General features: G+C 45.8%; 30 protein-coding genes and 1 tRNA gene. 13 read left to right on the top strand and 18 right to left on the bottom strand.

Annotation, left to right across the window (positions count from 1 at the left end):
* Positions 1-57: 57 nt before the first annotated feature.
* The 7 genes from TOI97_RS09350 (at position 58) to TOI97_RS09320 (ending at position 5,759) form a co-directional block, all read left to right on the top strand.
* Positions 58-1,122 carry an RNA-guided endonuclease InsQ/TnpB family protein gene (locus TOI97_RS09350; protein WP_321553851.1) on the top strand — a complete coding sequence of 355 codons (1,065 nt, stop codon included), beginning with the start codon at positions 58-60 and terminating at the stop codon, positions 1,120-1,122.
* A 329-nt stretch (positions 1,123-1,451) separates the two neighbouring features.
* The gene (gene metX, locus TOI97_RS09345; protein WP_321553850.1) at positions 1,452-2,591 is read left to right on the top strand and encodes a homoserine O-succinyltransferase MetX; all 1,140 of its coding nucleotides are present in this window, start codon (positions 1,452-1,454) and stop codon (positions 2,589-2,591) included.
* 7 nt (positions 2,592-2,598) lie between these two features.
* On the top strand, positions 2,599-3,213 hold the full coding sequence (metW, locus tag TOI97_RS09340; protein WP_321553849.1) for a methionine biosynthesis protein MetW: 615 nt from the start codon (positions 2,599-2,601) through the stop codon (positions 3,211-3,213).
* Between the two features lie 5 nt (positions 3,214-3,218).
* The gene (locus TOI97_RS09335) at positions 3,219-3,644 is read left to right on the top strand and encodes a DUF4426 domain-containing protein (protein ID WP_321553848.1); all 426 of its coding nucleotides are present in this window, start codon (positions 3,219-3,221) and stop codon (positions 3,642-3,644) included.
* Positions 3,641-4,225 (top strand): RdgB/HAM1 family non-canonical purine NTP pyrophosphatase, encoded by a 585-nt coding sequence (gene rdgB, locus TOI97_RS09330; protein ID WP_321553847.1) that lies wholly within the window; start codon positions 3,641-3,643, stop codon positions 4,223-4,225. Before TOI97_RS09335 ends, rdgB begins: the two co-directional genes overlap by 4 nt.
* Complete coding sequence (gene hemW, locus TOI97_RS09325; RefSeq protein WP_321553846.1) at positions 4,222-5,412, top strand: radical SAM family heme chaperone HemW; 1,191 nt, start codon at positions 4,222-4,224, stop codon at positions 5,410-5,412. The genes rdgB and hemW overlap by 4 nt, the downstream gene beginning before the upstream one ends.
* 23 nt (positions 5,413-5,435) lie before the next feature.
* Complete coding sequence (locus TOI97_RS09320) at positions 5,436-5,759, top strand: DUF3392 family protein (RefSeq protein WP_321553845.1); 324 nt, start codon at positions 5,436-5,438, stop codon at positions 5,757-5,759.
* A gap of 138 nt (positions 5,760-5,897) precedes the next feature.
* Here the strand turns inward: TOI97_RS09320 and trmB are convergent, their stop codons facing one another.
* The 4 genes from trmB to TOI97_RS09300 all read right to left on the bottom strand — a co-directional run bounded on the left by trmB (position 5,898) and on the right by TOI97_RS09300 (position 8,147).
* Positions 5,898-6,611, bottom strand: coding sequence for a tRNA (guanosine(46)-N7)-methyltransferase TrmB (trmB, locus tag TOI97_RS09315; protein ID WP_321553844.1), 714 nt, complete (start codon positions 6,609-6,611; stop codon positions 5,898-5,900).
* Positions 6,612-6,679: 68 nt separating this feature from the next.
* The gene (locus tag TOI97_RS09310; protein WP_321553843.1) at positions 6,680-7,474 is read right to left on the bottom strand and encodes a thiazole synthase; all 795 of its coding nucleotides are present in this window, start codon (positions 7,472-7,474) and stop codon (positions 6,680-6,682) included.
* Positions 7,475-7,513: 39 nt separating this feature from the next.
* Positions 7,514-7,714, bottom strand: coding sequence for a sulfur carrier protein ThiS (thiS, locus tag TOI97_RS09305; RefSeq protein ID WP_321553842.1), 201 nt, complete (start codon positions 7,712-7,714; stop codon positions 7,514-7,516).
* Positions 7,715-7,778: 64 nt separating this feature from the next.
* Entirely contained in the window at positions 7,779-8,147 is a 369-nt protein-coding gene (locus TOI97_RS09300; RefSeq protein WP_321553878.1) for a DUF423 domain-containing protein, read from the bottom strand.
* A gap of 61 nt (positions 8,148-8,208) precedes the next feature.
* Between TOI97_RS09300 and mtgA the strand changes: the two genes are divergently transcribed.
* Positions 8,209-8,916 (top strand): monofunctional biosynthetic peptidoglycan transglycosylase, encoded by a 708-nt coding sequence (gene mtgA / locus TOI97_RS09295; RefSeq protein ID WP_321553841.1) that lies wholly within the window; start codon positions 8,209-8,211, stop codon positions 8,914-8,916.
* A 75-nt stretch (positions 8,917-8,991) separates the two neighbouring features.
* Here the strand turns inward: mtgA and sodB are convergent, their stop codons facing one another.
* The 7 genes from sodB to folB all read right to left on the bottom strand — a co-directional run bounded on the left by sodB (position 8,992) and on the right by folB (position 14,340).
* Positions 8,992-9,573: a superoxide dismutase [Fe] gene (sodB, locus tag TOI97_RS09290; protein WP_321553840.1), complete on the bottom strand. Its 582-nt coding sequence runs from the start codon at positions 9,571-9,573 to the stop codon at positions 8,992-8,994.
* Between the two features lie 147 nt (positions 9,574-9,720).
* A complete protein-coding gene (locus TOI97_RS09285; RefSeq protein WP_321553839.1) occupies positions 9,721-10,323 on the bottom strand; it encodes a LysE/ArgO family amino acid transporter in 603 nt (200 codons plus the stop codon).
* Between the two features lie 131 nt (positions 10,324-10,454).
* Entirely contained in the window at positions 10,455-10,880 is a 426-nt protein-coding gene (locus tag TOI97_RS09280) for a c-type cytochrome (protein ID WP_321553838.1), read from the bottom strand.
* Between the two features lie 119 nt (positions 10,881-10,999).
* Positions 11,000-12,073, bottom strand: a complete 1,074-nt coding sequence (gene alr / locus TOI97_RS09275) for an alanine racemase (RefSeq protein WP_321553837.1) — start codon at positions 12,071-12,073, stop codon at positions 11,000-11,002.
* Between the two features lie 75 nt (positions 12,074-12,148).
* Positions 12,149-13,402: a D-amino acid dehydrogenase gene (locus TOI97_RS09270; RefSeq protein ID WP_321553836.1), complete on the bottom strand. Its 1,254-nt coding sequence runs from the start codon at positions 13,400-13,402 to the stop codon at positions 12,149-12,151.
* Positions 13,403-13,462: 60 nt separating this feature from the next.
* Positions 13,463-13,996, bottom strand: coding sequence for a 2-amino-4-hydroxy-6-hydroxymethyldihydropteridine diphosphokinase (folK, locus tag TOI97_RS09265; RefSeq protein ID WP_321553835.1), 534 nt, complete (start codon positions 13,994-13,996; stop codon positions 13,463-13,465).
* Positions 13,987-14,340: a dihydroneopterin aldolase gene (gene folB / locus TOI97_RS09260; protein WP_321553834.1), complete on the bottom strand. Its 354-nt coding sequence runs from the start codon at positions 14,338-14,340 to the stop codon at positions 13,987-13,989. The genes folK and folB overlap by 10 nt, the downstream gene beginning before the upstream one ends.
* 50 nt (positions 14,341-14,390) lie before the next feature.
* On the opposite strand from folB, the gene plsY reads away from it, so the two are divergent.
* Positions 14,391-14,966 (top strand): glycerol-3-phosphate 1-O-acyltransferase PlsY, encoded by a 576-nt coding sequence (gene plsY, locus TOI97_RS09255; protein WP_321553833.1) that lies wholly within the window; start codon positions 14,391-14,393, stop codon positions 14,964-14,966.
* A gap of 2 nt (positions 14,967-14,968) precedes the next feature.
* Here plsY and tsaD read toward each other — a convergent pair whose 3' ends face one another.
* Positions 14,969-15,997, bottom strand: coding sequence for a tRNA (adenosine(37)-N6)-threonylcarbamoyltransferase complex transferase subunit TsaD (gene tsaD / locus TOI97_RS09250; RefSeq protein WP_321553832.1), 1,029 nt, complete (start codon positions 15,995-15,997; stop codon positions 14,969-14,971).
* Positions 15,998-16,192: 195 nt separating this feature from the next.
* Here tsaD and rpsU point away from each other — a divergent pair, with 195 nt between their 5' ends.
* The 4 genes from rpsU (at position 16,193) to TOI97_RS09230 (ending at position 20,672) form a co-directional block, all read left to right on the top strand.
* Entirely contained in the window at positions 16,193-16,408 is a 216-nt protein-coding gene (rpsU, locus tag TOI97_RS09245) for a 30S ribosomal protein S21 (protein ID WP_022966022.1), read from the top strand.
* A 253-nt stretch (positions 16,409-16,661) separates the two neighbouring features.
* The gene (gene dnaG / locus TOI97_RS09240; protein ID WP_321553831.1) at positions 16,662-18,605 is read left to right on the top strand and encodes a DNA primase; all 1,944 of its coding nucleotides are present in this window, start codon (positions 16,662-16,664) and stop codon (positions 18,603-18,605) included.
* A 67-nt stretch (positions 18,606-18,672) separates the two neighbouring features.
* Positions 18,673-20,520, top strand: coding sequence for an RNA polymerase sigma factor RpoD (gene rpoD, locus TOI97_RS09235; RefSeq protein WP_321553830.1), 1,848 nt, complete (start codon positions 18,673-18,675; stop codon positions 20,518-20,520).
* A gap of 75 nt (positions 20,521-20,595) precedes the next feature.
* Positions 20,596-20,672 (top strand) — tRNA-Ile (locus TOI97_RS09230).
* Positions 20,673-20,791: 119 nt separating this feature from the next.
* On the opposite strand, the gene TOI97_RS09225 is transcribed toward TOI97_RS09230, so the two are convergent.
* The 6 genes from TOI97_RS09225 to TOI97_RS09200 form a co-directional block, all read right to left on the bottom strand.
* Positions 20,792-21,130 (bottom strand): hypothetical protein, encoded by a 339-nt coding sequence (locus TOI97_RS09225; protein ID WP_321553829.1) that lies wholly within the window; start codon positions 21,128-21,130, stop codon positions 20,792-20,794.
* 277 nt (positions 21,131-21,407) lie between these two features.
* Positions 21,408-21,539, bottom strand: coding sequence for a putative transporter small subunit (locus TOI97_RS09220; protein WP_321553828.1), 132 nt, complete (start codon positions 21,537-21,539; stop codon positions 21,408-21,410).
* 10 nt (positions 21,540-21,549) lie between these two features.
* On the bottom strand, positions 21,550-23,178 hold the full coding sequence (locus TOI97_RS09215; protein ID WP_321553827.1) for a sodium:solute symporter family protein: 1,629 nt from the start codon (positions 23,176-23,178) through the stop codon (positions 21,550-21,552).
* A gap of 316 nt (positions 23,179-23,494) precedes the next feature.
* Positions 23,495-24,385, bottom strand: coding sequence for a DMT family transporter (locus tag TOI97_RS09210; RefSeq protein WP_321553826.1), 891 nt, complete (start codon positions 24,383-24,385; stop codon positions 23,495-23,497).
* A 182-nt stretch (positions 24,386-24,567) separates the two neighbouring features.
* The gene (gene dctM, locus TOI97_RS09205; RefSeq protein WP_321553825.1) at positions 24,568-25,848 is read right to left on the bottom strand and encodes a C4-dicarboxylate TRAP transporter large permease protein DctM; all 1,281 of its coding nucleotides are present in this window, start codon (positions 25,846-25,848) and stop codon (positions 24,568-24,570) included.
* A complete protein-coding gene (locus TOI97_RS09200; protein WP_321553824.1) occupies positions 25,845-26,489 on the bottom strand; it encodes a TRAP transporter small permease in 645 nt (214 codons plus the stop codon). Before TOI97_RS09200 ends, dctM begins: the two co-directional genes overlap by 4 nt.
* Positions 26,490-26,508 lie beyond the last annotated feature (19 nt).

Below are 26,508 nucleotides of genomic sequence, written 5' to 3'. Positions count from 1 at the left end.
CCTTAACAGGCTGCTAAAGTCTTTGCAGTATAGGTTGGTACTGGTATTGTATACAGCATGATAAGGCACACTAAAACATTAAAAGTTCGAGTCCGAGACAGGCATGTGCCCTTGCTAAACCGTATGGCTCGAAGCGTCAATTTTGTCTGGAATTTTGTTAATGAATTAAGCCGCCGCTCGATTAAGGAGCGCGGTGTGTTTTTGTCTGCGTATGATATGCATCCCTACACAAAGGGCGCAGGTAAAGAGCTTGGCCTGCACAGCCAAACCTTACAGTGCATTGCAGGTGAGTATGTCACACGCCGCAAGCAGTTTAAGAAGGTGCGGCTGAACTGGCGCAAATCAGGCGGTGTACGCCGCTCACTGGGCTGGATACCCGTCAATACAGGTGCGGCGCAATGGAGAAACGGGCAGGTCTACCACAACGGCCACTATTTTAAGGTCTGGGACAGCTACGGCTTGAACCAATACAAGTTTCGCTCGGCCAGTTTCAATGAAGATGCTCGTGGCCGCTGGTACTTCAATGTTGTGGTTGATATGGAGGTCGAACCAAGCAAAGGCCAAGACCGTATCGGTATTGACCTTGGCTTAACTGATACAGCCACCTGCTCGGACGGCACCAAGCTGGAAGCGGGTCGTTTCTACCGTGGCCTTGAGGAAAAATTAGCCATAGCACAACGGGCTAGAAATAAAACCCAAGTCAAAACCCTTCACGCCAAGATTGCTAACCGTAGAAAAGATGCCCTGCACAAGTTCAGCCGTATGCTGGTCAACCGTTGCGGTGAAATCTATGTGGGCAATGTCAGTAGCTTAAAACTCGTTAAAACCACGATGGCCAAGTCAGTGTTAGATGCTGGCTGGGGTCAATTAAAAACAATGCTGGACTATAAATGCGCTCACGCAGGCATTGTTTTTAGGGAAGTTGACGAGGCATACACCACCCAAACCTGTTCGAGTTGCGGCAGTTTGCCCGAGTCGAGGCCGAAAGGTATCGCAGGACTTGGAATAAGAGAATGGACGTGCAGTGGGTGTGGTGTCACCCACGATCGCGATATCAACGCGGCACGTAACATTCTCGCGGCCGGGCATGGTCGTCTAGCAATAGGAATCCCCGTCCTTTAGGTCGGGGAGGATGTCAAAACTCAAGCGCATAATCTGCAGTAGTTTCAATTGACAATAGCACGTCCAAAAACGGGACTTCCCACTAAACGTTTCTGATAATATCTACTGTCATACTGCACTGCTATTAAATGCGTTATATTAGCTCGATATTTAACCGATATAAAGATGCATGCTACAGAGCCTAGGACTCAATACTTGTTCTGCCACATCAGCTAACAAGTCACTGCTTCAACCCTTGAGTACCACAATAGCTACGGATGCGGCATACGACTTGCCGCATCAGGCTAGGCTCTTTAGACTGCACCTCTTACTTTATAGAGAGAGTTGCCGTGTCTTCCGTTTTCCCAACAGATTCTGTCGGCTTAGTCAGTCCAGAAGTGGTACATTTTGATCAGCCGCTTCAGTTAACCTGCGGCCGCACACTCGATGAATACCATCTTATTTACGAAACCTATGGTCAGCTCAATGCAACAGCTAGCAATGCTGTACTAATTTGTCATGCTTTATCCGGCACCCATCATGCAGCCGGTTATCACCATGTTGATGATCGCAAACCCGGTTGGTGGGATACCTGTATAGGCCCAGGCAAACCTATTGATACCAATAAATTCTTTGTAGTGTCTTTAAATAACCTTGGCGGATGCCATGGTTCTACCGGTCCTAATACCATCAACCCCAAAACGGGTAAAGTATATGGTGCACAGTTTCCAGTGGTTACGGTCGAAGACTGGGTGTGCAGCCAAGCACGTTTAGCCGATCATTTAGGTATTCAGCAATGGGCTGCAGTTGTCGGCGGCAGCCTCGGTGGCATGCAAGCCTTACAATGGTCAATCAGCTACCCGGAGCGTTTGCGTCACTGTATTTCCATTGCAGCGGCACCACGCTTATCAGCTCAAAATATTGCGTTCAATGAAGTTGCACGACAAGCTATTCTAAAAGACCCCGATTTCCATGAAGGCAATTTCACTGAGGTAGGTACCATCCCTAAACGTGGTTTAATGCTCGCCCGTATGGTCGGTCATATCACTTATTTGTCCGATGGTTCTATGGGAGAGAAGTTCGGCCGCGAACTTAAAGCTGAGCGTCTGAACTATGACATCAATAATGTTGAGTTTCAGGTTGAAAGCTACCTACGCTACCAAGGTGAGCGTTTCTCCAACAGTTTTGATGCTAATACTTATTTATTGATGACCAAAGCCTTAGATTACTTTGACCCAGCAGCACAGTATGACGGCGACTTATCAGCCACTTTCGCTCGCGCACAAGCAAATTTTTTCATTATTTCCTTTACTACGGACTGGCGCTTCTCCCCAGCTCGTTCAAAAGAAATTGTTGACGCACTCATGGATGCAAAGAAAAACGTCACATACTTAGATATTGATGCACCCCAAGGTCACGATGCATTTTTAATTCCTATCCCGCGTTACCTGCAAGCATTTGGCGGTTATATGAACCGTATTAGTGTGTGAGGCACTTATGAGAGCAGATTTAGAAATTATTCAAGAATGGATCCCCGCTAACAGTCGCGTGTTGGACTTAGGTTGCGGTAACGGTGAGCTTTTATCTTGGCTACAAAAGCATAAAAATGTCACTGGCTACGGCTTAGAAATTGATCCAGATAATATTGCTGCTTGTATCACAAAAGGCGTCAATGTTATTGAACAAGACCTAGATCTTGGCCTAGGCAATTTTTCTGATGACAGCTTTGATGTGGTCGTCATGACTCAAGCCCTACAAGTCGTGCATTATCCAGATAAAATTCTTAAAGAAATGCTACGAGTAGGTCGTACCTGTATAATTACCTTTCCAAACTTTGGTCACTGGCGCTGTCGTTGGTATTTAGCTCATAAAGGTCGCATGCCTGTTTCGGACTTTTTACCTTATACGTGGTACAACACTCCTAACATTCACTTTTGCACCTTTGCTGACTTTGAAGAGTTGTGCCGAGAAATGCAAATGACTGTCCTGGATCGTTTAGCCGTGGACCGCCAGCACCGCCGTAACTTAGGCAGTCGCATTTGGCCCAACCTGCTCGGTGAAATTGGTATTTACCGTGTCACCGGTGAAAACGCCCGTTCATTAAAGAGGTAATTGTTATGCGTTATTTACTGGCTCTAGGTTTAAGTTTTTTCTTAGCATTCACTGCTCACGCGGAGGTCAAACGTAAACACAGCTATGGCGAATTGGATGTACACTACAATATTTTCAGCTCAACCTTTCTACAACCCGAAACTGCTCGTGCGGTCGGTTTAAACCGGAGCAAGAATCAAGCGGTGCTGAATATTTCTATGGTTAAATCCGGTCAAGGAGAAAAAGGCTCAGTGACCGGTGGTTATAAGAATCTTCTTGGTCAAGATAATGAGCTCACATTTACCGAAATTGATGAGGGCGATGCTGTGTACTATTTAGCGCAGTTTACCATTAGCAGTCGTGAAGTCTTAATCTTTGACCTGCAAATCACCGACAGTAAAGGTCAGACTCACCTGCTCAAGTTTAACCAAGAAGTATTCCCTGACCTATGAAAGAACTTGTTTTAGCTAGCCATAACACAGGCAAACTACGCGAGCTGCAATCATTATTAGACGGCCGCTTTCACATTCGCTCCATTAGCGAATTTACTCAAACAGAGCCTGAAGAAACAGGTTTAAGTTTTATTGAAAATGCGATTTTAAAAGCACGCCATGCCTGTGTTGTATCTGGTCTACCTGCCTTGGCCGACGACTCAGGTCTAGCCGTAGACTACTTAGGCGGTGCACCTGGGATTTATTCGGCACGCTATAGCGACTCGGGCGGCGATGCGGGTAATAACCGTAAGCTTCTCGCCGAATTACAAGGCGTGCCCGATGCACAACGCGGCGCACAATTTATTTGTGTTCTAGCCCTACTGCAGCATGCTGATGATCCACTTCCAATCATTTGCGAGGGGCGTTGGCACGGACGTATTTTACATGCCACCCAAGGTGAAAACGGCTTTGGCTATGATCCACTGTTCTATGTACCCGAGCAGCACTGTAGTAGCGCCGAGCTTGAAAGTTCGCTTAAAAACCAGCTCAGCCACCGCGCAAAGGCAATGCATATACTCAAACAAAAGCTTGTCTTATGAGTCTCATTACCTCTGACTTAAGTACTCACCACCCCATACAAAACGGCTTTCAACTGCCTCCTTTAGCGCTGTACGTACATATTCCCTGGTGCATACGCAAATGCCCATATTGTGACTTTAATTCTCATGCTGCCGCTGCTAAGTTGCCTGAGGAGGCATATGTATCAGCTTTGCTCTCTGACTTAGAGCAAGACCTGATACATGTCCACGGCCGTACAGTGACATCAATTTTTTTCGGTGGTGGTACACCCAGCTTATTTTCAGCTCAAGCACTACAAACATTACTCGATGGCTTGGAACAACGTCTTATTTTTAGCCCTGAAATAGAAATCACTCTAGAAGCGAATCCCGGAACCTTTGAACAAGAAAAATTTGCTGCTTATCGCACCCTGGGCATCAACCGTTTGTCTATTGGTATCCAAAGCTTTGACGACAATAAGCTGCACGCCTTAGGTCGCGTTCACTCCGGTAGCGAAGCAATTGCCGCGGTCAAAATGGCACGCCAAGCGGGTTTTACCAATTTTAACTTAGATTTGATGCATGGCTTACCTGCTCAGTCACCAGAACAGGCACTCACTGATCTACAAACAGCCATTGACCTATCCCCTACACATCTTTCTTGGTACCAACTGACCATGGAACCGAACACGGTGTTTTGGAGTAAACCCCCAACCCTCCCAGAAGATGACGTGCTCTGGGATATTCAAGAGGCCGGTCAAGCTTTACTAGCCAAGCAAGGCTTCCACCAATATGAAGTATCTGCTTACACGCGTGATGCTCAATTTGCTCAGCACAATCTTAATTATTGGTCATTTGGCGACTTTATTGGTATTGGTGCAGGGGCCCATGGCAAGGTCAGTGATCCGCAAGGCCGTATCCAGCGAACTTGGAAAACACGCCAACCTAATGACTATCTCAACCCTGATAAGCCCTTTTTAGCCGGCAGTTCAACTCTCGCTACGACAGAATTACCCTTTGAGTTCTTAATGAATGCTCTGCGCTTAACCGATGGTGTGGCGCTAACGCTCTTCAGCAAACGCACTGGTCTGCCTGCAAGCGTACTAACAAAAGGATTACAGCGAGCACGCCAACGCGGTTTATTAAGTGACGACCCTTTGCGCTTAGCTGCCAGCGCACAAGGACAACTCTTTCTTAATGATTTACTGCATATTTTTCTAGACAACTGAAAAACAAAGGTACAGGAGACCCCATGGATCTATTGCTTGAACTCGTGGTTGAACTTTCTAAATGGTCGCGTTTTCATTTAAGTGATATTTCTTTAGCCATAATGGCCAGTGCTCTAGTATTAGTTGGTCCTGACATCAATGCTCGCGTACGGAGCTCAATCGGTCACTTAAACTTTCTCTTACGCACCTTAGCATTTATTTTGGTCTGCACTTTAGGCTATGGCCTTGCGATGGTTTATCTCACACCTATCTTGCAAAACACTCTTGGGCACCTAAATAACTATTCATTATCGCCCGTCGTAATATTAATTTTTCTGCTCATCGGAATTTTAGCTGATCGCCATTAAGTTTGCCGGAAGAGGGCTAAAGCACCTCTTAATCAAGCACATAAAGCGTGCAATAGGAGGAGGCGGAGGAGAAGGCAATGCAAGATAGTGTGGCAGAGTTTAGAGAAACAACTCTGCCTTACAACTCATGATCTCAGATTAATGTACCCGCTCAAACTTTAAGTCCCACACACCATGGCCTAAACGCTCACCACGGCGCTCAAACTTCGTCACAGGGCGCTCTAACGGACGCGGTACAGAAGTTTGATCAGCAGATAAGTTCATAAAACCAGGCGCCACATTCAACACTTCTAACATATGCTCAGCATAAGGCTCCCAATCGGTTGCCAAGTGGAAGATACCACCTACTTTTAGCTTGCTACGAACCAATTGAGCAAACTCTGGCTGCACAATACGACGCTTATGATGACGACTTTTATGCCATGGATCAGGGAAAAACAGAAGCAAACGATCAAGACTGCTGTCTGGCACACATGTCTTTAACACTTCCAACGCATCACAGCTGTATACACGTACATTATTCACCCCTTCCGCCAGCAAACCGCTCAACAATGAGCCCACTCCTGGCCGATGAACTTCTATACCAATAAAATCATGACCAGGTGTAGCTTGTGCCATTTCCAATAAAGAATGCCCCATGCCAAAACCAATCTCTAATGTGAGCGGTGCTTGGCGACCAAATACCTGAGCAAAGTCCTGCATTCCCGCCTCAAGCGTTAGACCAAACTTCGGCCAGCCTTCATCTACTCCTCGTTGCTGCCTTGGAGTCATGCGACCCGCACGCATTACATAGCTTTTAATTTCACGACGATACGCAGGCTGCACATCATCAGTGATCAGATCGTCTGTCATGGGATTCCTATCAAAATGAAGTCAATGACTACGCTTTTGTAGCGTAGTCATGCAAGTAAATACCGAATTTAATCAATAGTACCTTCAAGCGGCGAGGAGGCACTAGCATAAAGCTTCTTCGGCATTCGCCCAGCCAAGTAAGCAAAACGCCCTGCCTCAATGGCATAACGCATAGCTTGTGCCATTAAAACTGGCTGTTGCGCCTCAGCAATAGCACTATTCATCAACACTGCTGAGCAACCCATTTCCATAGCAATAGTGGCATCAGAAGCAGTCCCCACACCGGCATCTACCAACACCGGCACTTTTGCTTCTTCCAAAATAATACGCAAATTATAAGGGTTACAAATACCTAAACCTGTACCAATCAAGCCTGCTAAAGGCATTACAGCAATACAGCCAATAGCTTCCAACTCACGTGCAATGATAGGGTCATCACTGGTATAAACCATGACATCAAAACCCTCATTGACAAGTATTTTTGCTGCTTTTAGCGTTTCCACTACGTTAGGGAATAAGGTCTTTTGATCTGCAAGGATTTCCAGTTTCACTAATGAGCGACCGCCCAATAATTCACGTGCTAAACGACAAGTACGTATCGCCGATTCAGCATCATAACAACCTGCAGTATTAGGTAAGATGGTATAGCGATCAGGGCTAATCACATCCAACAGGTTTGGCTCATCTTTATTTTGGCCAATATTGGTACGGCGCACTGCAACAGTCACAATCTCAGCCCCTGAGGCCTCAATTGCTAAACCAGTTTCTTCAAGATCTTTATACTTACCTGTACCCACCAATAAACGTGATGAGTAAGTTTTTCCTGCAATTGTAAAAGGATGATCTTCGCGCGCAACGTTCATTTAAAGTCTCTCTTAATCAGTAAAAGACGGTTAGTTGAACTAACCACCACCAATTGCTTGTACAACCTCAACCACATCGCCCTCTTTTAAGTGCGTGGCCTCGTACAAACTGCGTGGCACAATTTCGAAGTTTAACTCGACGGCAACGCGGCGCCCTGCTAACTGCAGATGTTCAAGTAAACCTGCCACACTGAGCGCTTCGCTTAATGGGTAAGTTTCACCATTCAACTGAATATGCATAACACAACCGTGAAATTCCGAAGGGTTTATATTTTAACGGGTTCATAACCCGATAACCAAATATTTAAGTTTTAGATACCATTGAACAAGCCAAACTCATCCAACCTAAAACCAACAACATACCACCAACCGGTGTTAACAAACCTGGCATTAAAGGCGTCAACACAAGGACATATAGACTACCAGAAAATAAAATCACTCCAGCGGCAAAGCAGATTGCAGCAAGCTGTAAAGCCCGCGAGGGCTGCTGCTGAGCCAAAACAGCGACCAACAATAAAGCTAGAGCATGAATAAACTGATATTGAACCCCTGTTTGTAAGACAGCTAAAGAGCTACTACTCAGTACACCTTTCAAACCATGGGCAGCAAAAGCCCCTAACAGTACCGCCAGCCCTCCAAAAACAGATGCAACAACAACCCAGTAACGCACTATAAACCTCCTCTTTTATCCTATGTTGGTTATAATCAAGCTTCTTCAGAACTAGGTCAAAACAATGCTAAGCAGATTATTACGCACTGTCTTAACAACAGTATTGAGCTTACTCGTACTGAGCGTGTTATTAGTGCTACTCCTGCGTTGGGTTAACCCTCCTTATAGCGCTTTAATGCTAGAAAGGCATTTTAGCACAGTAAAAACTAACGAAAGCTATAGCAGTCAACGTATCTGGATCAACTGGGACACTCTGCCCGACAACTTAAAAATCGCTGTGATTGCTGGTGAAGACCAGCAATTTGCCAACCACAAGGGCTTTGACTTCGCTGCAATTCGTGCAGCTCTTTCATACAATCAAAACAGTAACAGTATACGAGGCGCTAGCACCATCTCACAGCAAGTCGCTAAGAACACTTTCCTATGGTCAGCACGTAGTTGGCCCCGCAAAGCATTGGAAGCGTGGTTTACTTTACTCATTGAGCTACTATGGAGCAAAGAGCGTATTTTAGAAGTGTATTTAAATAGCGCCGAATGGGGCCACGGTATTTTTGGTGCTGAAGCTGCAGCACAATACCATTTCAATACCAGCGCAACTCATTTATCCAATCAGCAAGCTTATCTTTTAGCTGCCATATTACCCAGCCCCCTGCTACGCAGCGCCCGTCAACCCAGCGCTACCACTTCCAAACGCGCGCGATGGATTGGCCAACAAGTGCGCCAATTAGGAGGCACCAACTACCTCAAAAAAATCAGTGCACCACAGAATTGAACTCAATATAAAAAGCCCCGCAGCTACCTTAGCAACTGCGGGGCTTAGTGCAGACTTTATGCACTTAACAGGGACTTACGCAGCAAAGTTTTTCGCTACGAAATCCCAGTTTACTAAGTTCCAGAATGCTTCAACGTACTTAGGACGCGCATTGCGGTAATCGATATAGTATGCGTGCTCCCACACGTCACAGGTCAGTAGCGGTGTATCTCCAGTTGTTAGCGGGCAGCCAGCACCAATAGTGCTAGACAGTGCTAAAGAGCCATCAGCTTTTTTAACCAACCAAGCCCAACCTGAACCGAATGTACCGATTGCAGTTTTAGTGAACTCTTCTTTGAATGCTTCAAAAGAACCAAAAGCTGCATTGATTGCATCAGCTAGAGCACCTGTAGGCTCACCACCAGCATTTGGAGCCAAGCAGTTCCAGTAAAAAGTGTGGTTCCAAACTTGTGCAGCGTTGTTGAATACGCCACCGCTTGAAGTCTTGATGATTTCCTCTAAGCTTTTACCTTCGTACTCACTACCTGGAACCAAGTTGTTCAGATTTACAACGTAAGCGTTGTGGTGTTTACCGTGGTGAAAATCTAGCGTTTCTGCAGAAATATGTGGTTCTAGTGCATTTTTTTCGTAAGGCAAAGCAGGTAATTCAAAAGCCATAATATTATTCTCCATTTACATCAGACGAGGCACAATCAGCAAGTTATTTTATGCTCTGCTGATTCTAGTGCCAGCGGTTTCAACTTGCTTTAAGCACTTCATCATAGCACCACCGGTGCTGCTAATCTACGCAGTATCTATAGGGCTTTAACCATTAAGGAGCAATTGCAACGCAACAACAATCATCATAAGTGCAACTAAAAAGTCGATAACTCGCCATGTCATAGGGCGCGCTAACCAAGGTGCCAATTGAGCAGCACCCACTGCTAATCCAAAAAACCATAAGATAGAGCCTGTTGCAGAGCCCAACACATAAGCACCTGGAGAGTCTTGCTGCGCCCCAAGAGAGCCGATGAGCAAAACCGTATCTAAATATACATGGGGATTAAGCAGTGTCACCGCTAAAGTTGTCACCGTTACAGCACCTAGTGACTGCGTTGGCCGATCAACCACAGCCTCGAGTACTTGCTTACTAAAAGCTCGACGTAATGCCAACAATGCATAAGTGGATAAAAACAATATTCCACCCCAGCGGGCAATTACAAGTAATAATGGACTACTAGTCAACACATGCGCCAAGCCATAGACACCTGCCGCAACCAGCAACACATCAAAAAACGCACAAATACTGGCAACCCAAAAATGATGCTCGCGGCGCAATGCTTGCGACACGAGAAAAGCATTTTGCGCCCCAATGGCCATAATCAAGCCCAACAGCACGAGCAAACCATTAACATAACTTTGCAGCACGACAGGGAGTCTCCCACGGCGCCCCATATGATGCGCTCGCCATTCATTAATAATGAAAAAACCCCAAAAAGTCGATCCACTTTTTGGGGTTCATTCATCTACTTTGACTATTTATTGTCAATAACAGCGACTTATAAACCAGACATCGACTGAATTGCGCTCAATAACTCGTCATCACTACAGTCATTACAAGTCCCTTTAGGAGGCATTGCATTAAGACCAGTGATAGCAGACTGTAACAAACCTTCTAAACCACCCTTCGCATCTGCTCGCTCTTTCCAGACAGCTGTTTCTCCAGAAATCGGTGCACCTGCGACACCCGCTGTATGACAAACACTACAATGCTGAGCAATCACATCATCGGCACTACGTCCTGCAGAAGCGGCAGCCGGAGCGGCAGGAGCAGCTTGTTTAGCACACTCATCACCTTGGACGCATACCACGCCCACTGGTTTAATACGTTCTGCAATAGCTTCATCAGTGGTTGCTTGCGCACTGACTGCCCATAAGGCTAGAACAGCTGCTGGAGCTACCAGAATTTTCTTCATCAGGTTCACGGTACACCCTCTATTCTCTTGGCAATTCATTCTCGCAACAGGTTTTGCGAATTCGGCACAGTATAACCACTCCTTGCCTTCAGGCAAACAGTAGACCAGCTTAATAATTTTTTTAATTTCTAAATTGGCAAATATTCATACTTAACCCGCTTCACATGACACAGCAGTTCATAAGAAATTGTCCCAGCCAACTCGGCAACTTCATCAATTGAAACGTTCTCCCCCCACAACTCAACCACGCTACCCACACTAGCAGTAACATGATCTGTCAAATCAATGGCCAACATATCCATAGAAACACGCCCTAATAACCTTGTACGCTTACCATCTACAGCAACCGGCGTTCCAGTCGGCGCGTGACGTGGATAACCATCGGCATAACCTAGCGCAACAACACCGACGCGCATAGGCTTGTCACTCACAAATTGTGCACCATAGCCAACAGGCTCGCCTGCTGGCAGCTCACGCACGGCAATGACTTTGGACTGCAAGGTCATCACTGGGCGAAACTGCTCACCATTTAATCGTTCTGCCGCAACTGGCTGACTACCATATAAAATAATGCCTGGACGTGACCAGTCACTGCAGATATCTGGCCAGGCCAACAAGGCTGGAGAATTACACACACTGACTTGTGCTTGTATTCCTCGCGTAGCTTCGAGAAACACTTGATACTGCTCTTGAGTACGGGATGAATACTGTTCATCAGCACGAGCAAAGTGCGTTGCCAACACAACCGAAGCAACATTATGGCTAGCCTGAAGTCGCTGCCATACTGTGTAAACCTCATGTGGAAAAAAGCCTACTCGGTGCATCCCAGAGTCTATTTTCAGCCATACCCTGATTGGCTGAGACAACTGTGCCTGCTCTACAGCCTGCAATTGCCATTCAGCATGAACCATACACCATAAGTCATACGCAACTATCAGAGCCAATTCGTCAGCGTGAAAAAAACCTTCCAACAACACAATGGGCTGCTTAATTCCGGCTGCGCGCAATTCTAGAGCCTCTTCAAGACTCGACACTGCAAAGCCATCAGAAATATCCTGCAATGCCTGCGAGCAAACAACAGCACCATGCCCATAAGCATCGGCTTTCACCACGGCTAAAGCCTTTCCCGCACACAATGTTTGTGCTAATTGATAATTATGACGCAAAGCCTGCAGATTGATGAGTGCACGCGCCGGACGCATGTCCTGTTCCTTCTAAAAGTTGACATTAAATCACCCAAGTGCCACGCACCGAGTAAAGCCTAATAAGGAGCGACCTCAGCAGTAGCGAAACATATCTAAACCTTCGCGACTGATTTGCGGAATACGTTGACGCATAACATCCGCTAGATAACTTGCCGAGCCACAAGACATGGTCCAACCTAAAGTTCCATGCCCAGTATTTAAAAATAAATTACGATAAGCAGTGTGCCCTACAATGGGGGTGCCATCCGGTGTAGCTGGACGCAATCCAGTCCAGATTTCCCCCTGCGCTACATCACCGCCTTGCGGGTATAAAAGCCGAGTAACATACTCTAAAGTCTCGCGACGCTTAGGGTCCAACTCCAAATCAAAACCTGCAACTTGTGCCATGCCACCCACACGAATTCGTTGGTCAAAACGCGTAATAGCCACCTTGTAAGTTTCATCAATCACCGTAGATTGCGGCGCCATCGCCACATTACGAATAGGCAGAGTTAATGAATAACCTTTTAACGGATACACAGGAATTTTAATTCCTAGCGGCAGCAGCATCGCTCTAGAGTAACTGGCTAAAGCCAGTACATACTGATCAGCCGTTTCTAGCACACCATCAATCATCACCCCGGTTACCTGGTCACCACTGCTACTAATACTCTGAACGGTACAGCCTAAACGGAATTCAACGCCCAGCTCACGTGCTAATGCAGCCAGATTACGAGTAAATAGATTGCAATCACCCGTCTGATCATTAGGCACATGTAGCGCACCAGTTAAGGTGTCAGACACTGCAGATAAAGCAGGTTCCACACGACCGATCTCTGAGGGTTTCAGTAATTCATAGGGCACACCACTTTGCTCTAAGATAGCAATATCTTGCGCTGCATGATCCAACTGTTTTTGCGTGCGAAACAATTGCGTTGTACCTTTTTGCCGCCCCTCATATTCAATACCAGTCTCAGCACGCAAAGCATCTAAACAGTCACGACTGTATTCCGCCATACGCACCATACGCTCTTTATTCACCGCATAACGAGCTGATGTGCAATTACGCAGCATACGTAGCAACCACTGGTATTGAAAAGGATCCTTGGTCAGTTTTAAGGAGAACGGGGCATGACGCTGCATGAGCCATTTAATTGCTTTAAATGGCACCCCTGGCGCAGCCCAAGGAGCAGCAATTCCTGGTGAAATTTGCCCAGCGTTGGCAAAACTAGTTTCCTCAGCTACATCTTCTTGACGATCAACCACTACTACTTGGTAACCTTGTCTGGCTAAATAATAAGCTGTGGTGACACCAATAACTCCCGCCCCTAATACTAAAACCCGCATATATTCCTCATTGATTGCTAATTTAAATCGCTATCTTGGTCGTTAATTATGACTCCAGTCTTACACTGCACTGGCTTTTAACAAATGCACAGGCGTTAAATCCTGGCCACGCCAGACGAAAGCATGCGGCCATAAGTTTTGTTCGATTGGTGTTTGCTGCCAAAGTTGCAAAAAACTGCACTGCTCCACAGGGTGTAGCACTTGCGGTGCTAATATTGATAAAGGCCACAACACAAAAGCATTTTTCAAAATTTCAGCACGGGGCAGAATCACATCACCAAAAACACCCACGTGCTGCTCATAAAGCAACACATCAATATCTAAGGTCAAACCACGCCGTGGCTGTGCGTAACGCCCATTGATCGATTCAATCTGCTTTAGATGCTGATTCAGTCTCTGCAATGGCATCGCTGTTTTAAAATGCACCACTAAGTTTAGAAAGCAATCACTACGAATACCTACTGGCTCACTCTCAAAAACAGGCGAACAACGCAACTCGCCAAAAAGTTCAAACAAAGCATCAAGCCCTGCGCACAAATGCGCTTCACGCTCAATATTGCTGCCTAAACCTAAATACACATCAACTAGCGACATCCGCGTTCAATCTCCACCCCAACACCGCGCGCACCAGCAACGGCACCAGGTTTAGTGATTTTCAAACGCAACCACGGAATATTAAACTCATCCATTAACAATCCTGCCAAGCGTTCAGCAAAAGTTTCCACGAGCTCAAAGTTACTACTTTGAGCAAACACACTAATGCGCTCGGATACTGCGGCATAATCTAAGGCTAAATGCAAAGCGTCCTCCGCAGCGCATGGGCGATTATCCCACCCCATATGCACATCCACCACTAAGTTTTGACGAATTGTGCGCTCCCAGTCATAGGCACCAATTACAGTGTCTACTTCTAGACTTTCGATAAATACCGTGTCCACTTTGCTCTTGCCTCGTTAGAATCAAGGCTCGCTAGCCTTGGATCAATCAAATGTTTGAATTATTACTAGTGTGCGCTTATCTTGTTGGCTCGTTTTCTTTTGCCATTGTGCTGAGCCGTTATTACGGCAATAGCGACCCCCGCGTGCAAGGTTCTGGCAACCCCGGTGCCACCAATATGCTACGCGTTGCAGGTAAACGCTTGGCTATTTTGACCCTGCTCGGCGATCTGAGCAAAGGGTTAGTACCCGTTTTATTTGCCAATGCAGTAGGGCTTAACCTGCAACAGCAGGCTTGGATCGGTCTAACCGCGGTAATTGGCCATTTATATCCACTGTACTTCAGTTTTCGCGGTGGTAAAGGTGTTGCTACAACAGCTGGTATGCTACTAGGACTCTATCCTCCAGCAGCACTTCTCGCACTTCTAGTCTGGTCACTGACTTTTTTCCTCACCCGCATCAGCTCACTTGCATCCTTAGCTAGCGTCACCTTATGCTTACCTTTGCTGGCTTGGCAGCAACCTCTTGCCCTATTGCCTGTAAGCATGTTAAGTGCTTTATTGGTCTGGCGTCATCGCAGCAATTTAAAAGACTTACTAGACGGCACCGAACGCAACTTTAGAGATTAGTTTTAAAGCAACGCAGGCAATTCTTCTAAGGGCCAGCGTGCTCGCACATGAATCGCGCGTCCCTCATGCTGACCAGCCAACAAGCGTTGGCACCCCGCATAGGCAATCATTGCACCATTATCAGTACAAAACTCTGGTCGCGCATAAAACACTTGCCCTCCATGCTTGACTAGCATACTTTCTAAAGACTTACGCAGCGCCTGATTAGCACTTACCCCACCTGCAATCACTAAATTTTTCAAACCTTCTTGCTGCAAAGCACGCTGACACTTAATAGTTAATGTCGTAACTACCGCTGCCTGGAAGGCATGAGCCAAATCAGCGCGAGTTTGCTCACAGTCATCACCGGCTGCAAGACACTTTTGCCACGCCGTTAAAGTCGCAGTTTTTAAACCACTAAAACTAAATTCCAAACCTGGGCGATCAGTCATGGGCTTAGGTAAGACAAAACGTCCAGACACACCCTTTTCTGCTAAACGCGCAATTTCTGGCCCTCCGGGATAACGCAAGCCCATCATTTTAGCAGTTTTATCAAAGGCCTCACCTGCAGCATCATCAATAGACTCACCTAGCAAACGATACTGACCAATCTCATCAACACGCACCAGCTGCGTGTGCCCACCCGATACTAATAACGCCACAAAGGGAAACTGCGGCGGAGTTTCCTCAAGCATCGGAGCTAATAAATGCCCTTCCATATGGTGTACTCCAACAGCAGGAACATCCCAAGCAAAGGCTAAGGCTTGCGCACAAGAGGCTCCAACCAACAATGCTCCGACCAAGCCAGGGCCTGCAGTATATACAATACCTTGGATATCTTGCTTAGAACAATGCGCCTCGTTCAACACCTGCTCAATGAGCGGCAGGATACGCTTGATATGATCACGCGATGCAAGCTCTGGAACCACTCCGCCATAGACACGGTGCAAGTCAATTTGACTAAATAGCGCATCCGCCAAAAGGCCGCGCTCACTGTCATATAATGCTACCCCTGTCTCATCACAAGATGTTTCTATGCCCAACACCAACATTTAATCAGCCCGCCTAACTTTACAACTATGAAATAAGCAAGCATGATAAGCGGCTTAGCGGTTATGTTCTATATTTTTCTTTATTAGTATTTGCTTTTAGTGAAAAAAGTGGCTACAATCCGCAACCCTTAATAACGGATATGTGTTTTTTAACGCATATCTTACAACCCGGTCATTGATGAAGGTACGAATCGGATGCCAACTGTCAAACTTAAAGACAACGAACCATTTGACGTTGCTCTGCGTCGCTTCAAGCGCTCCTGCGAAAAAGCCGGTGTTCTTGCTGATGTACGCAGTCGCGAGTTTTATGAAAAACCAACTGCGGAACGCAAGCGTAAAGCAGCAGCAGCAGTAAAGCGCCACGCTAAGAAAGTACAACGCGAACAACGTCGTCACGAACGCCTGTACTAAGTTATACAGGTTAAGTGCACACAAAGCCCGGACTCGTCCGGGTTTTGTCGTTTTAAAATTCCCATCAAAAACACTCAGTGCAAACAGCTGGCGATCTCAATCCTCATACGATAGCTAGACTTACTAGGCAAGAGTGTCGTATAGCATATTCAAACAACTTACGCAGATACTCAGCTGTACAGCAAGCAGGCAAACGCTAGCGCGTGCACCCAGCCGAATCACTGCAAAAAAAATCAAACACTGTAGAGGCTCCATGGCCGGACTCATTGCACAAGGTTTTATTGACGACTTACTCAACCGAACCGACATTGTCGAGGTGGTAGGCTCTCGCGTGCAATTAAAAAAATCTGGCAAGAACTACACTGCTTGTTGCCCTTTTCATCAAGAAAAAACCCCCTCTTTCTCAGTCAGTCAAGACAAGCAATTCTATTACTGCTTCGGCTGTGGCGCCGGTGGTAATGCACTGGGCTTTCTAATGGACCACGATAATCTCGAATTCCCAGAAGCTGTAGAAGAGTTAGCGCAACGGGCAGGCGTTGAAGTTGAACGTGAATCAAGCGGCGAACCTCAAAAGCCGCGCCAACCAGTTGACTCCCCCCTGTATGCATTACTGTCTGCAGCCAGCGACTATTATCGCAATGCACTGAAAAACCACCCACAACGTCATACAGCAGTGAGCTACTTAAAAGATCGCGGAGTCTCTGGCGTCATTGCGCGTGATTTTGCGTTAGGCTTTGCTCCCCCTGGTTGGGATCATCTCAGCAAACACTTGAGCGGCGACAGCATGCAACAAAAAGCATTAATTGATGCGGGCTTAGTCGTGGAAAATGCTGACAGCAAGCGCCGTTATGATCGCTTTCGCGACCGTATTATGTTTCCAATTCATGATACTCGCGGTCGCATTATTGGCTTTGGTGGGCGTGTTTTAGGTGATGACAAACCCAAATACCTCAACTCCCCCGAAACAGCCGTCTTTCATAAAGGCCAAGAGCTTTACGGCCTCTATGAGGCACGCAAATACAATCGCCAACTCAACGAAATCATCGTCGTTGAAGGCTATATGGATGTGATTGCTTTAGCTCAGCAAGGCTTGCGTAATGCTGTTGCCACCTTGGGTACCGCCACTAGCGAAGAACACATTAAACGTTTATTTCGCGTGGTACCTAATATTTTATTCTGCTTTGATGGCGATAACGCAGGGCGAAAAGCCGCGTGGCGTGCACTTGAGTCAACCTTGAGCAATCTAAAAGACGGCTATCAAGCACGCTTTTTATTTGTTCCAGATGGTGAAGACCCTGATAGCCTGATTCGTAGCGAAGGCCTTGAAGCTTTCCAAGCTCGTATCAACCAACACTCAGTAGCCCTCACCGAGTATTTCTTTACGCACCTTGCAGAAGAAATCAACCTTGACTCACTCGAAGGCAAAGCACACCTTGCCACCTTGGCCACACCACTGATTGAACGCATTCCTGGTGCCAACTTACGCGCACTAATGCGCCAAAAACTCACACAGCTGACAGGGTTAACTAGCGCTCCCAATGACAACTTCACCCCAGAGCACTCCAACACAACCAGCCACGATTGGGCGCCAGAATATAATTTTGACGAAATAGATCCTGACTCATTTACACAATACCATAGCGATGACTCTGCTCCATTGGCACCACAAACGCCCGTGCGATCTACAAGCCAGCTAAGCTACAAAAGAAACTTACAGCCGGGTAAATCTAGTTTTACGCGCCAAGAAAAAAGCACCCAAACTGCGGTAGAACCCCCACATTTAGCTGCTTTGCGCACCTTATTACACCATCCGCAACTCGCACAAAAAGTCGATACAGCAAGTAATCTTGCTGCAGAAGATGACTTATACGCGCAACTGCTCGTCTCACTACTTGAGGCGTTACAAAAAAACCCCGACCTCAGCCCGCTCCAATTGATAGCACGATGGCATGGCACCGAACAGGGCCACCTATTGCGTGCGCTGGCTGAAAAAGAGTGGCTAATTGATGCCGATAACCTTGAAAAACAATTTTTTGACACCATAACTCGTTTAGCATCTCGTCAACGTGAGCGCCTTATTGAACAACTCTTGAACAAAGCTCGCACCGACGAACTTTCTAACGAAGAAAAACAACACTTACGTACATTGTTTGAACAACACAACAATGCGCCAAGTTCCGCCCAAACTGGCAATTAAACCACTATATGCAGTATAATATAGCCTTAATTGCCTTTCGGCCCAGACCTTTCATGGATAGGGTGATATGTCCGCAAAATCACAACAATCTCGTCTAAAAGAATTAATCGCCCGCGGCCGTGAGCAGGGATACCTGACTTACGCCGAGGTCAACGACCATCTTCCTGAAGATATTTCGGACCCAGAACAGGTCGAAGATATTATTCGCATGATCAATGACATGGGAATCAATGTCTTTGAAACTGCGCCCGATGCTGACGCACTGCTACTCGCAGGCGCAGATACCGATGAAGCTGCCGCTGAAGAAGCTGCTGCAGCTCTTGCTGCTGTTGAAACAGACATTGGCCGCACTACAGATCCCGTACGAATGTACATGCGTGAAATGGGTACGGTCGAACTCCTCACCCGTGAAGGCGAAATCGAAATCGCCAAGCGCATCGAGGAAGGTATTCGTGAAGTGATGGGGGCTATCGCACACTTCCCTGGTACCGTTGCCGACGTCCTCGCTAGCTTTGATCGTGCGATCGAGGAAGGCACCCGTCTTACTGATATCTTTAACGGCTACATCGACCCTGACGATGAAGTTGCTGAGCAAGCTGCGCCGCCTGTGCCAAAAGCCAAGCCAGCCAAAGCTAAAGATGATGATGACGAAGAAGAAGAGGAAGAAGAAGAGCCAGAGGAAGAGGAGGAAACCGGTGACGGTGGTCCTGATCCTGAGGTGGCTAAACAACGTTTCGGTGCTATCGCAGAACAACTGGCAACAGTTGAAAAAATACTGAAAAAACACGACCGCAATAGCAAACAAGCCGTAGAAGCACTCCACGAGTTGGCTGAACTGTTTATGCCTATTAAATTAGTGCCTAAACAGTACGATGCTTTAGTTATCATCGTGCGTGATGCTTTACATCGTGTCCGTCGCCAAGAACGTGCCATTATGCAGCTATGCGTACGTGACGCACGTATGCCACGTGCCGACTTTCTAAAACACTTCCCTGGCAATGAAGTAGATTTAGAGTGGGCCGTCAAGCTCAGCGAAAGCAAAGCACGTTATGCCGCTAACTTGGTACCTTTAATTGAAGAAATTCAGCGTAATCAACAACTCTTGATTGAGTTGGAAGAAGAAACTTCATTGACCATTGCGGATATCAAAGATATCAACCGTCGCATGTCCATTGGGGAAGCCAAAGCTGGCCGTGCGAAGAAAGAAATGGTTGAAGCCAACCTACGTCTGGTCATTTCTATTGCTAAGAAATACACCAACCGTGGCTTACAGTTCTTGGATCTCATCCAGGAAGGTAATATTGGCTTAATGAAAGCGGTCGACAAGTTCGAATACCGTCGTGGCTATAAGTTCTCGACCTATGCTACTTGGTGGATTCGTCAAGCCATTACACGCTCGATTGCCGACCAAGCACGCACCATTCGTATTCCTGTGCATATGATTGAGACCATCAACAAACTTAATCGTATCTCACGCCAAATGCTTCAAGAAATGGGCCGTGAACCGACCCCTGAAGAACTAGGCGAACGTATGGAGATGTCTGAAGATCGCGTACGTAAAGTCTTGAAGATTGCCAAAGAACCCATTTCTATGGAAACACCAATTGGTGATGATGAAGACTCGCATTTAGGAGACTTCATTGAGGATGCTACTATGCAATCACCCATTGATATTGCAACTGTAGAGAACCTAAGAGAAGCCACTCGCGATGTATTAGGCGGTCTAACGGAGCGTGAAGCAAAAGTTTTACGTATGCGTTTTGGTATTGATATGAATACTGACCATACGTTAGAAGAAGTCGGCAAACAGTTTGATGTGACTCGTGAACGGATTCGTCAAATCGAAGCTAAAGCTTTACGAAAACTGCGTCACCCATCACGCAGTGAGCACTTGCGTTCCTTCTTAGATGAGTAAAATCAAAAACCCCCGATTAAATCGGGGGTTTTTGATTGCGTCTTTATAATTCACAGGTATAATTAGCTGCTGCTGGGGCCCATAGCTCAGTTGGTTAGAGCAGGGGACTCATAATCCCTTGGTCCGCGGTTCAAGTCCGCGTGGGCCCACCATTTCCCAGCCCTTCAAAAAGATACAGCTCGATTACGAAGCAATCGATTTTTATTCAGGCAGTCCACAATCAGCCTACTCATTAAATCATGCAATAGTTCATCATTAGTCATCTACATCACTACACCGATGAGAACCTTGGCATCCGTCCTATATTGCAGTCTTCTACGTAACAGTTGCCACTCTTCCATTGCGCTGCACCTGTATTAACAGGAATCCAGCTAGCGAACGGCGTACACCTCCTGATTTGCGCCAGTTCAGCCGCACCTTCTTGAACGCAACGCGTAATGTACTCAACTGCAATACGTTGCACCGTTTGGCCGTGTAGTCCTAAGTCCTTACCCGAACCATTGGTATACTTCTGAACATCATAGGCTGATAAAAACACGCCGCGCTCCTTAATCGAGCGTTGGCTTAATTCATTAGTATAGTTCCAGACGAAATTAATGCTTCTTGCCATTCTATTAAGCAAAGGTTTCTGCTCGTTAGAACAGTGCTTTGCCTACAACTTCCTTCAGCCTAACGAGAACACTCTTGCCGTCTAGCCATAGTTACCCTGATTAGGCTTATAGTGGGAACTGCACCACCGCTCCATCCAACTGCCACCACACGTAGCCTATCAAGACACTACGCGCCTGCTTGACGCACTACAAAAAAAGCCCGCATCATAAACATGATACGGGCTTAGGCTTTATTTTAATGTCACTGCAACAGCTTATTCAGTTCATTAGGTTTGATCAAACCAAAGACTTACCTTCTTTTTTGGCGTTACGTATATCAACCACCAAAGCAGTGCAAAGGGTTATCAACACTAAGGCCGAAAGTACAGGCCAAATCATAATATAAACAGTCAATCCAAATGTGGACATCTTTTTCTCCTTAAGCCTCTTCTTTATGGAATTCAATTACACGCTGATCGATACTGTTGAAGTCAAAGTCTGGTGCTTTACTCAGTAACGTCATAATCGTACAGACCACAGCACTCGCACCATACGCAGTCAATGAACTCAAGAGCACAGTATATTCACGTAAGAAACCAACCGTGAAAAAGACCAAAACAACTGCAGTTATTAAGCCTATGATCAAACCCGCCATACGCCCAAAGAAACCAAATGCCATTAATCCTAGTACAACACCACCACCTACGGCTGCAAATAGCTCAAAGAACATGGCAATTGCCCCCTCAATAGGTAGCAAATCAAAGCGCACTACTAAGAACAAAACAAATGAAACCGCCACTGAAGTAGTAAAGGCCGCATTAGTCACACGATTCCAGTACAGGCTCACAATCACAGGGAAAACAATCGAGCCCCAAAGTGCACCTACAAAAATCAGCATGGCTAAAATATCCAGTTTCAAGCTCGCAAAGACCACACCCAATAGTGCAGCTACAACCATGGTCAAGCGACCGACCCATAGCATTTTCAACGGGTCAGGGTTGTTTTTAGTAATATGCTTACCGTAAACATCCGTCATGATAATGGCAGATAAAGCTGATAAATCAGAGTCCGCTGTCGAAGAAAGCGAACCGATGACCATAATAAAGAGCACACCCACCATAACTGGTGGCAAATAAGTTGCAGCCATTTGTGGGATCAAGTTATTTAAATCCCCGTCAATTGGTGTCACACCGGCAAACAATGCCAACAAGCCCAACATACCTAAGCCAATCACTATCGAACCATACCCAATGGTTGCGGTAATAAAACTCGGCTTAATTAAATCTTCTCGTACTGCAAATAAGCGCTGAGCAATGGTTTGGTTACCAATAGCATAAGCTAAAACTGCGACAAAATAGGGAGCACCTTGCTCTAAAATTGCAGTTGTAGAAAAGAAATCTTGCTGTTCTAACGTCAGATTAGGCATACCCTCTTCAAATAATGTTGGCCCACCTAACTGGAAAAAGATCATTGGAATAATAATAACAGCAGCTAAAATCATCGCTACTAACTGAGCAAAGTCAGTAAAGACCGATGCTCGGAAACCTGACCATAAGGTATAAGTTAGCACACCAAACCCAGCTATCATGACACCTTGGACAAAGCTTAGCGGAGATAAAATATCAACTAGCGCACCCGCAGCAGTAAAGTTGACCATTAAACTAATCACACTACCCACAATATTCGAGCCAGCTAAGACCATTTGACTGGAGCTACCATGCCGTGCATGCATAATCTCCGCCAAAGTATGAGCATTAGGGGCTAACTTACGGAAACGCCGACCAAAAGGATAGATAAACAGAATCATCAAAGCACCCCAAAATCCATAGTGGATTGCTCCTGATAAACCATATTTATAGCCTGAACTGGCTGCAGCATAAAAAGATGCTGCCCAAATCCATGTCGCCGTCATACTCGCAGCAGACATACCAAAACCAACAGAACCGTTAGCGGTCATATAACCGTCGGCGTTTTCTTGTTTTTTTCCGATAGTGAGTGTTAAGAGAAACGTAACGCCATAAAATCCCAGAAGAATCAATAACGCACTGCTCGTTGTAAATTGAAACATTCTTACTCCTTTACGTCGCTGACGTCACAGGCAAGACATATTTCACGCGACTATATTGCGCAACTCTACAAGGTCAGCAAGATGAGCTTGCGAGCGCATAAACTGTTAAAAGCAAACTAGACATAGCACTCTTGATATAAAACAAAAATGCTATCGTTACCAGGAATAAATCCTGCAGTGACAAGCCCGGTATATACCAGGAGAAGCGTAAATACTGCCTGTATCTGTATTTACGACAGTGGGAAACAATAACACTTATGGCAGGGATAGCCAAACTTGCCCCTTCCCCCCGCCTTAAGTTACTCGAAAAACCTCTTCAGTATTCTTTAGTTCGTTTTTTACGTAACGGACGCGTCCAACGCTCAGAAAGCACCACGCCACATAAAGTGAGACCACCACCAAGTGCATGATAAAGCTCCAAACGCTCAGATAAGACCAAAGCAGCAATAATGATAGTAAGCACTGGGACAAAATTAAAAAATACCGACGTACGACTTGGACCTAACGAGCGTACAGCTCGCATCCACGCCAAAGGTGCGGCAATGGATGCAAAAACACAGGCAAATAGCACTAAGGGTAAATTTGCACCGTTCAACCCAGCTTTTTCAGAAAAGAAAAACAAAGGAAACAGCACAACAATCGCAACCAGAATCTGCAAATACAGCAATTGCAAGGCTGGAATATCCATCTGCCAGTACTTTAATAAAGTGCTATAAAGCGCATAAGCAAAAGTGGCAAACAGCATCATCAGATCCCCCAAGTTAACCCCTTGCTGTAACAGCACCCCGAGATTACCCTCACTCATCACTAACAACACGCCAATGAATGAGCACACAATACCTGCTATAGCGCCCATGGTGACATGCTGGCCTAATGCAACAATCGCCATACCTAACGACATGACAGGCATCAACGATAAAATAATCCCCATATTCATTGCAGTGGTTTTCGGTGCAGCAAAATACGCTAAGCTTTGATAAATCGCCATTCCTAAAACGCCTAGGATAAAAATTTTGATCAAGTGTGGTCGAATATTGCTCCAGTTACGTAGTATTGGATGCAATAAAAATGGCGTAAACAACAAGCCTGCAAATAACCAACGATAAAATCCGATTTCAGCAGGAAAAATAACACCGACGGTCATTTTGTTCACTACAGTGTTTGCGGCCCAAAATAATACGGCCATCATTGGAAAAGCATATTGCACGTTAACCATCCTTCTAAATTGGAGCACTATTATCTCCCTCTCTATAAAAAAAGACAGGCGCATCTTACCGATCAACTGTTTCGCTAGCGCTGTCTCGTACAATAAAATGGTCCAATATAAAAAACGGCCGGAGCATCCTGCGTCCAGCCGTTTTTTCAAGCTCGTAATAAAGCGCTCTAAAACTACATCCCCAACATTCTCGGCAGCCCCATCGAAACACTTGGTATATAAGTCACAATCACCAAGAAGCTCAATAGCAACATCAACCATGGTAATGCCGCTCGTATCACTGCGGACAATGGCATTCCTGTCACTGCTGAAGTAACAAAGAGGTTGAGTCCTACCGGTGGTGTAATCAAACCGATCTCCATATTGACCACCATGATGATCCCTAAATGGATAGGATCAATACCTAACTGCACTGCAATCGGGAATAAAATAGGTGCCAAAATCAAGATAATAGCTGACGGTTCCATAAAGGCACCCGCAACCAGTAAAACAATATTCACAACAAGCAAAAACATCCAAGGCTGTAAACCCGCTTCTAACACCATAGCGGTAATTTGTTGCGGAATTTGCTCGGTTGTGAGTACATGAGCAAAAAGCATTGCGTTAGCAATAATAAACATCAGCATAATACTAAGCTTCGCTGACTCTAATACCACTTTTGGTGCTTCTTTAAGGCTCATGTCTTTGTAAACAAAGAGTGCAATGAAGGCAGAGTATACTGCAGCCACCGCTGCTGCTTCTGTTGGAGTAAACATACCTGAGTAGATTCCACCCAGAATGATGACCATCAACAATAAGCCCCATACTGCTTTACGTGCAGCACGCAACCACTCTCGAAACGTTGCCCGTGGTAATGCAGGTAAGTTCTTTTTTACTGCAATGATATAAATGGCCACCATCAATACTAACCCCAATAAAAAACCTGGGACAACACCGGCCATAAATAATGTACCCACTGAAGTTTCAGTTGCAGCAGCATAAACAACCATCACCACAGAAGGCGGGATTAAAATACCCAAAGTACCAGCATTGGTAACAATACCTGCGGCAAAAGGCTGTGGGTAACCTGAGCGTACCATTCCTGCAATAGCAATCGAGCCCACAGCTGCTACAGTAGCGGGACTTGAACCTGAAAGCGCAGCAAAAAGCATGCAAGCCAATACAGAACCAATTGCTAAGCCACCACGAATATGGCCTACAGTAGCATTGGCAAAGTCAATTAAACGTCGCGCCACTCCACCGGTTGTCATAAACGAACCAGCCAATAAAAAGAATGGAATGGCCAGCAAAGTATAGTGCTCGCTGGTTTCGAACAACTTAATTGCCAGTGAGCGTACTGAGTCTGGGCTGAATAAAATAATGGTAACAGAGCCCGCTAAGCCAAGCGATACAGCAACTGGAACACCAATGAACATCAGCGCAAAGAGCGCTAAGAATAGGAACAAAATAGTCATTCTTTAGCCGCCTCTGTCTCTGAAAGTTTCATCGCATCAGCAGCCTCATCCGCCAAACCTAAGTCCACTTGCTGATGACGAATAATGCGCACCAAAATTTCTAAATAGCGAATAAATACTAAAGTAAAACCAATAGGTACGATCATTGCGATATGCCACTGCTTAATACCATATTGACCTAAATCATCGGCACCAATATTTGCCGTAAGCAATGTATTAATCCACTCAAAGCTCGCAAAACTCAACAAACCGGCATAGCCTAAGCTAAACAAACAAGCAAAAATGGCAATCACACGCTGAGTTGAACGTGACGCTAATTTAACTAAAGCATCCACACCGATATGACCACCAATACGAACCCCATACGCTAAACCAACAAAAATAAGCCAAGCAAACAATGCCTTCGTTAAAGCATTACTCCAAGTCATGGTTTGAACAATGTCTAAAAAGAAATCACCTATGGTGAAAAAAAACTCAGACACGCCCTCTGAGTGCTCAGCAAAGTAATCAGCCAAACTATAAAAAAAACTATAGACGTTATTTAAAATGACATAAACAAAGGTTACTAACGTCATAGCAGACAGTAAGAAGACAATAAAAGCCTCTTCAAAACGGTCCCAAATCAGGCGCAAAGTATTCATACATTTCCCCCAAAACGGT

Origin of the sequence: Denitrificimonas halotolerans, assembly GCF_034259425.1 — a bacterium.
Lineage (GTDB): Bacteria > Pseudomonadota > Gammaproteobacteria > Pseudomonadales > Pseudomonadaceae > Denitrificimonas > Denitrificimonas halotolerans.
Note: the sequence above shows the minus strand (reverse complement) of the source record. Positions and strands in the feature narration are given on the sequence as shown.

What these genes read in the sequence shown, in the direction of transcription:
- dnaG (WP_321553831.1), top strand. Translation starts at nt 16,662, where the DNA reads ATGGCCGGACTCATTGCACAAGGTTTTATTGACGACTTACTCAACCGA.
- rpoD (WP_321553830.1), top strand. Translation starts at nt 18,673, where the DNA reads ATGTCCGCAAAATCACAACAATCTCGTCTAAAAGAATTAATCGCCCGC.
- TOI97_RS09310 (WP_321553843.1), bottom strand. Translation starts at nt 7,474, where the DNA reads ATGAACGTTGCGCGCGAAGATCATCCTTTTACAATTGCAGGAAAAACT.
- TOI97_RS09270 (WP_321553836.1), bottom strand. Translation starts at nt 13,402, where the DNA reads ATGCGGGTTTTAGTATTAGGGGCGGGAGTTATTGGTGTCACCACAGCT.
- metW (WP_321553849.1), top strand. Translation starts at nt 2,599, where the DNA reads ATGAGAGCAGATTTAGAAATTATTCAAGAATGGATCCCCGCTAACAGT.
- mtgA (WP_321553841.1), top strand. Translation starts at nt 8,209, where the DNA reads ATGCTAAGCAGATTATTACGCACTGTCTTAACAACAGTATTGAGCTTA.
- plsY (WP_321553833.1), top strand. Translation starts at nt 14,391, where the DNA reads ATGTTTGAATTATTACTAGTGTGCGCTTATCTTGTTGGCTCGTTTTCT.
- hemW (WP_321553846.1), top strand. Translation starts at nt 4,222, where the DNA reads ATGAGTCTCATTACCTCTGACTTAAGTACTCACCACCCCATACAAAAC.
- TOI97_RS09215 (WP_321553827.1), bottom strand. Translation starts at nt 23,178, where the DNA reads ATGTTTCAATTTACAACGAGCAGTGCGTTATTGATTCTTCTGGGATTT.
- TOI97_RS09225 (WP_321553829.1), bottom strand. Translation starts at nt 21,130, where the DNA reads ATGGCAAGAAGCATTAATTTCGTCTGGAACTATACTAATGAATTAAGC.
- TOI97_RS09350 (WP_321553851.1), top strand. Translation starts at nt 58, where the DNA reads ATGATAAGGCACACTAAAACATTAAAAGTTCGAGTCCGAGACAGGCAT.
- TOI97_RS09335 (WP_321553848.1), top strand. Translation starts at nt 3,219, where the DNA reads ATGCGTTATTTACTGGCTCTAGGTTTAAGTTTTTTCTTAGCATTCACT.
- dctM (WP_321553825.1), bottom strand. Translation starts at nt 25,848, where the DNA reads ATGACTATTTTGTTCCTATTCTTAGCGCTCTTTGCGCTGATGTTCATT.
- sodB (WP_321553840.1), bottom strand. Translation starts at nt 9,573, where the DNA reads ATGGCTTTTGAATTACCTGCTTTGCCTTACGAAAAAAATGCACTAGAA.
- folK (WP_321553835.1), bottom strand. Translation starts at nt 13,996, where the DNA reads ATGTCGCTAGTTGATGTGTATTTAGGTTTAGGCAGCAATATTGAGCGT.
- tsaD (WP_321553832.1), bottom strand. Translation starts at nt 15,997, where the DNA reads ATGTTGGTGTTGGGCATAGAAACATCTTGTGATGAGACAGGGGTAGCA.
- rdgB (WP_321553847.1), top strand. Translation starts at nt 3,641, where the DNA reads ATGAAAGAACTTGTTTTAGCTAGCCATAACACAGGCAAACTACGCGAG.
- TOI97_RS09320 (WP_321553845.1), top strand. Translation starts at nt 5,436, where the DNA reads ATGGATCTATTGCTTGAACTCGTGGTTGAACTTTCTAAATGGTCGCGT.
- alr (WP_321553837.1), bottom strand. Translation starts at nt 12,073, where the DNA reads ATGCGTCCGGCGCGTGCACTCATCAATCTGCAGGCTTTGCGTCATAAT.
- TOI97_RS09200 (WP_321553824.1), bottom strand. Translation starts at nt 26,489, where the DNA reads ATGAATACTTTGCGCCTGATTTGGGACCGTTTTGAAGAGGCTTTTATT.
- trmB (WP_321553844.1), bottom strand. Translation starts at nt 6,611, where the DNA reads ATGACAGACGATCTGATCACTGATGATGTGCAGCCTGCGTATCGTCGT.
- TOI97_RS09220 (WP_321553828.1), bottom strand. Translation starts at nt 21,539, where the DNA reads ATGTCCACATTTGGATTGACTGTTTATATTATGATTTGGCCTGTACTT.
- rpsU (WP_022966022.1), top strand. Translation starts at nt 16,193, where the DNA reads ATGCCAACTGTCAAACTTAAAGACAACGAACCATTTGACGTTGCTCTG.
- thiS (WP_321553842.1), bottom strand. Translation starts at nt 7,714, where the DNA reads ATGCATATTCAGTTGAATGGTGAAACTTACCCATTAAGCGAAGCGCTC.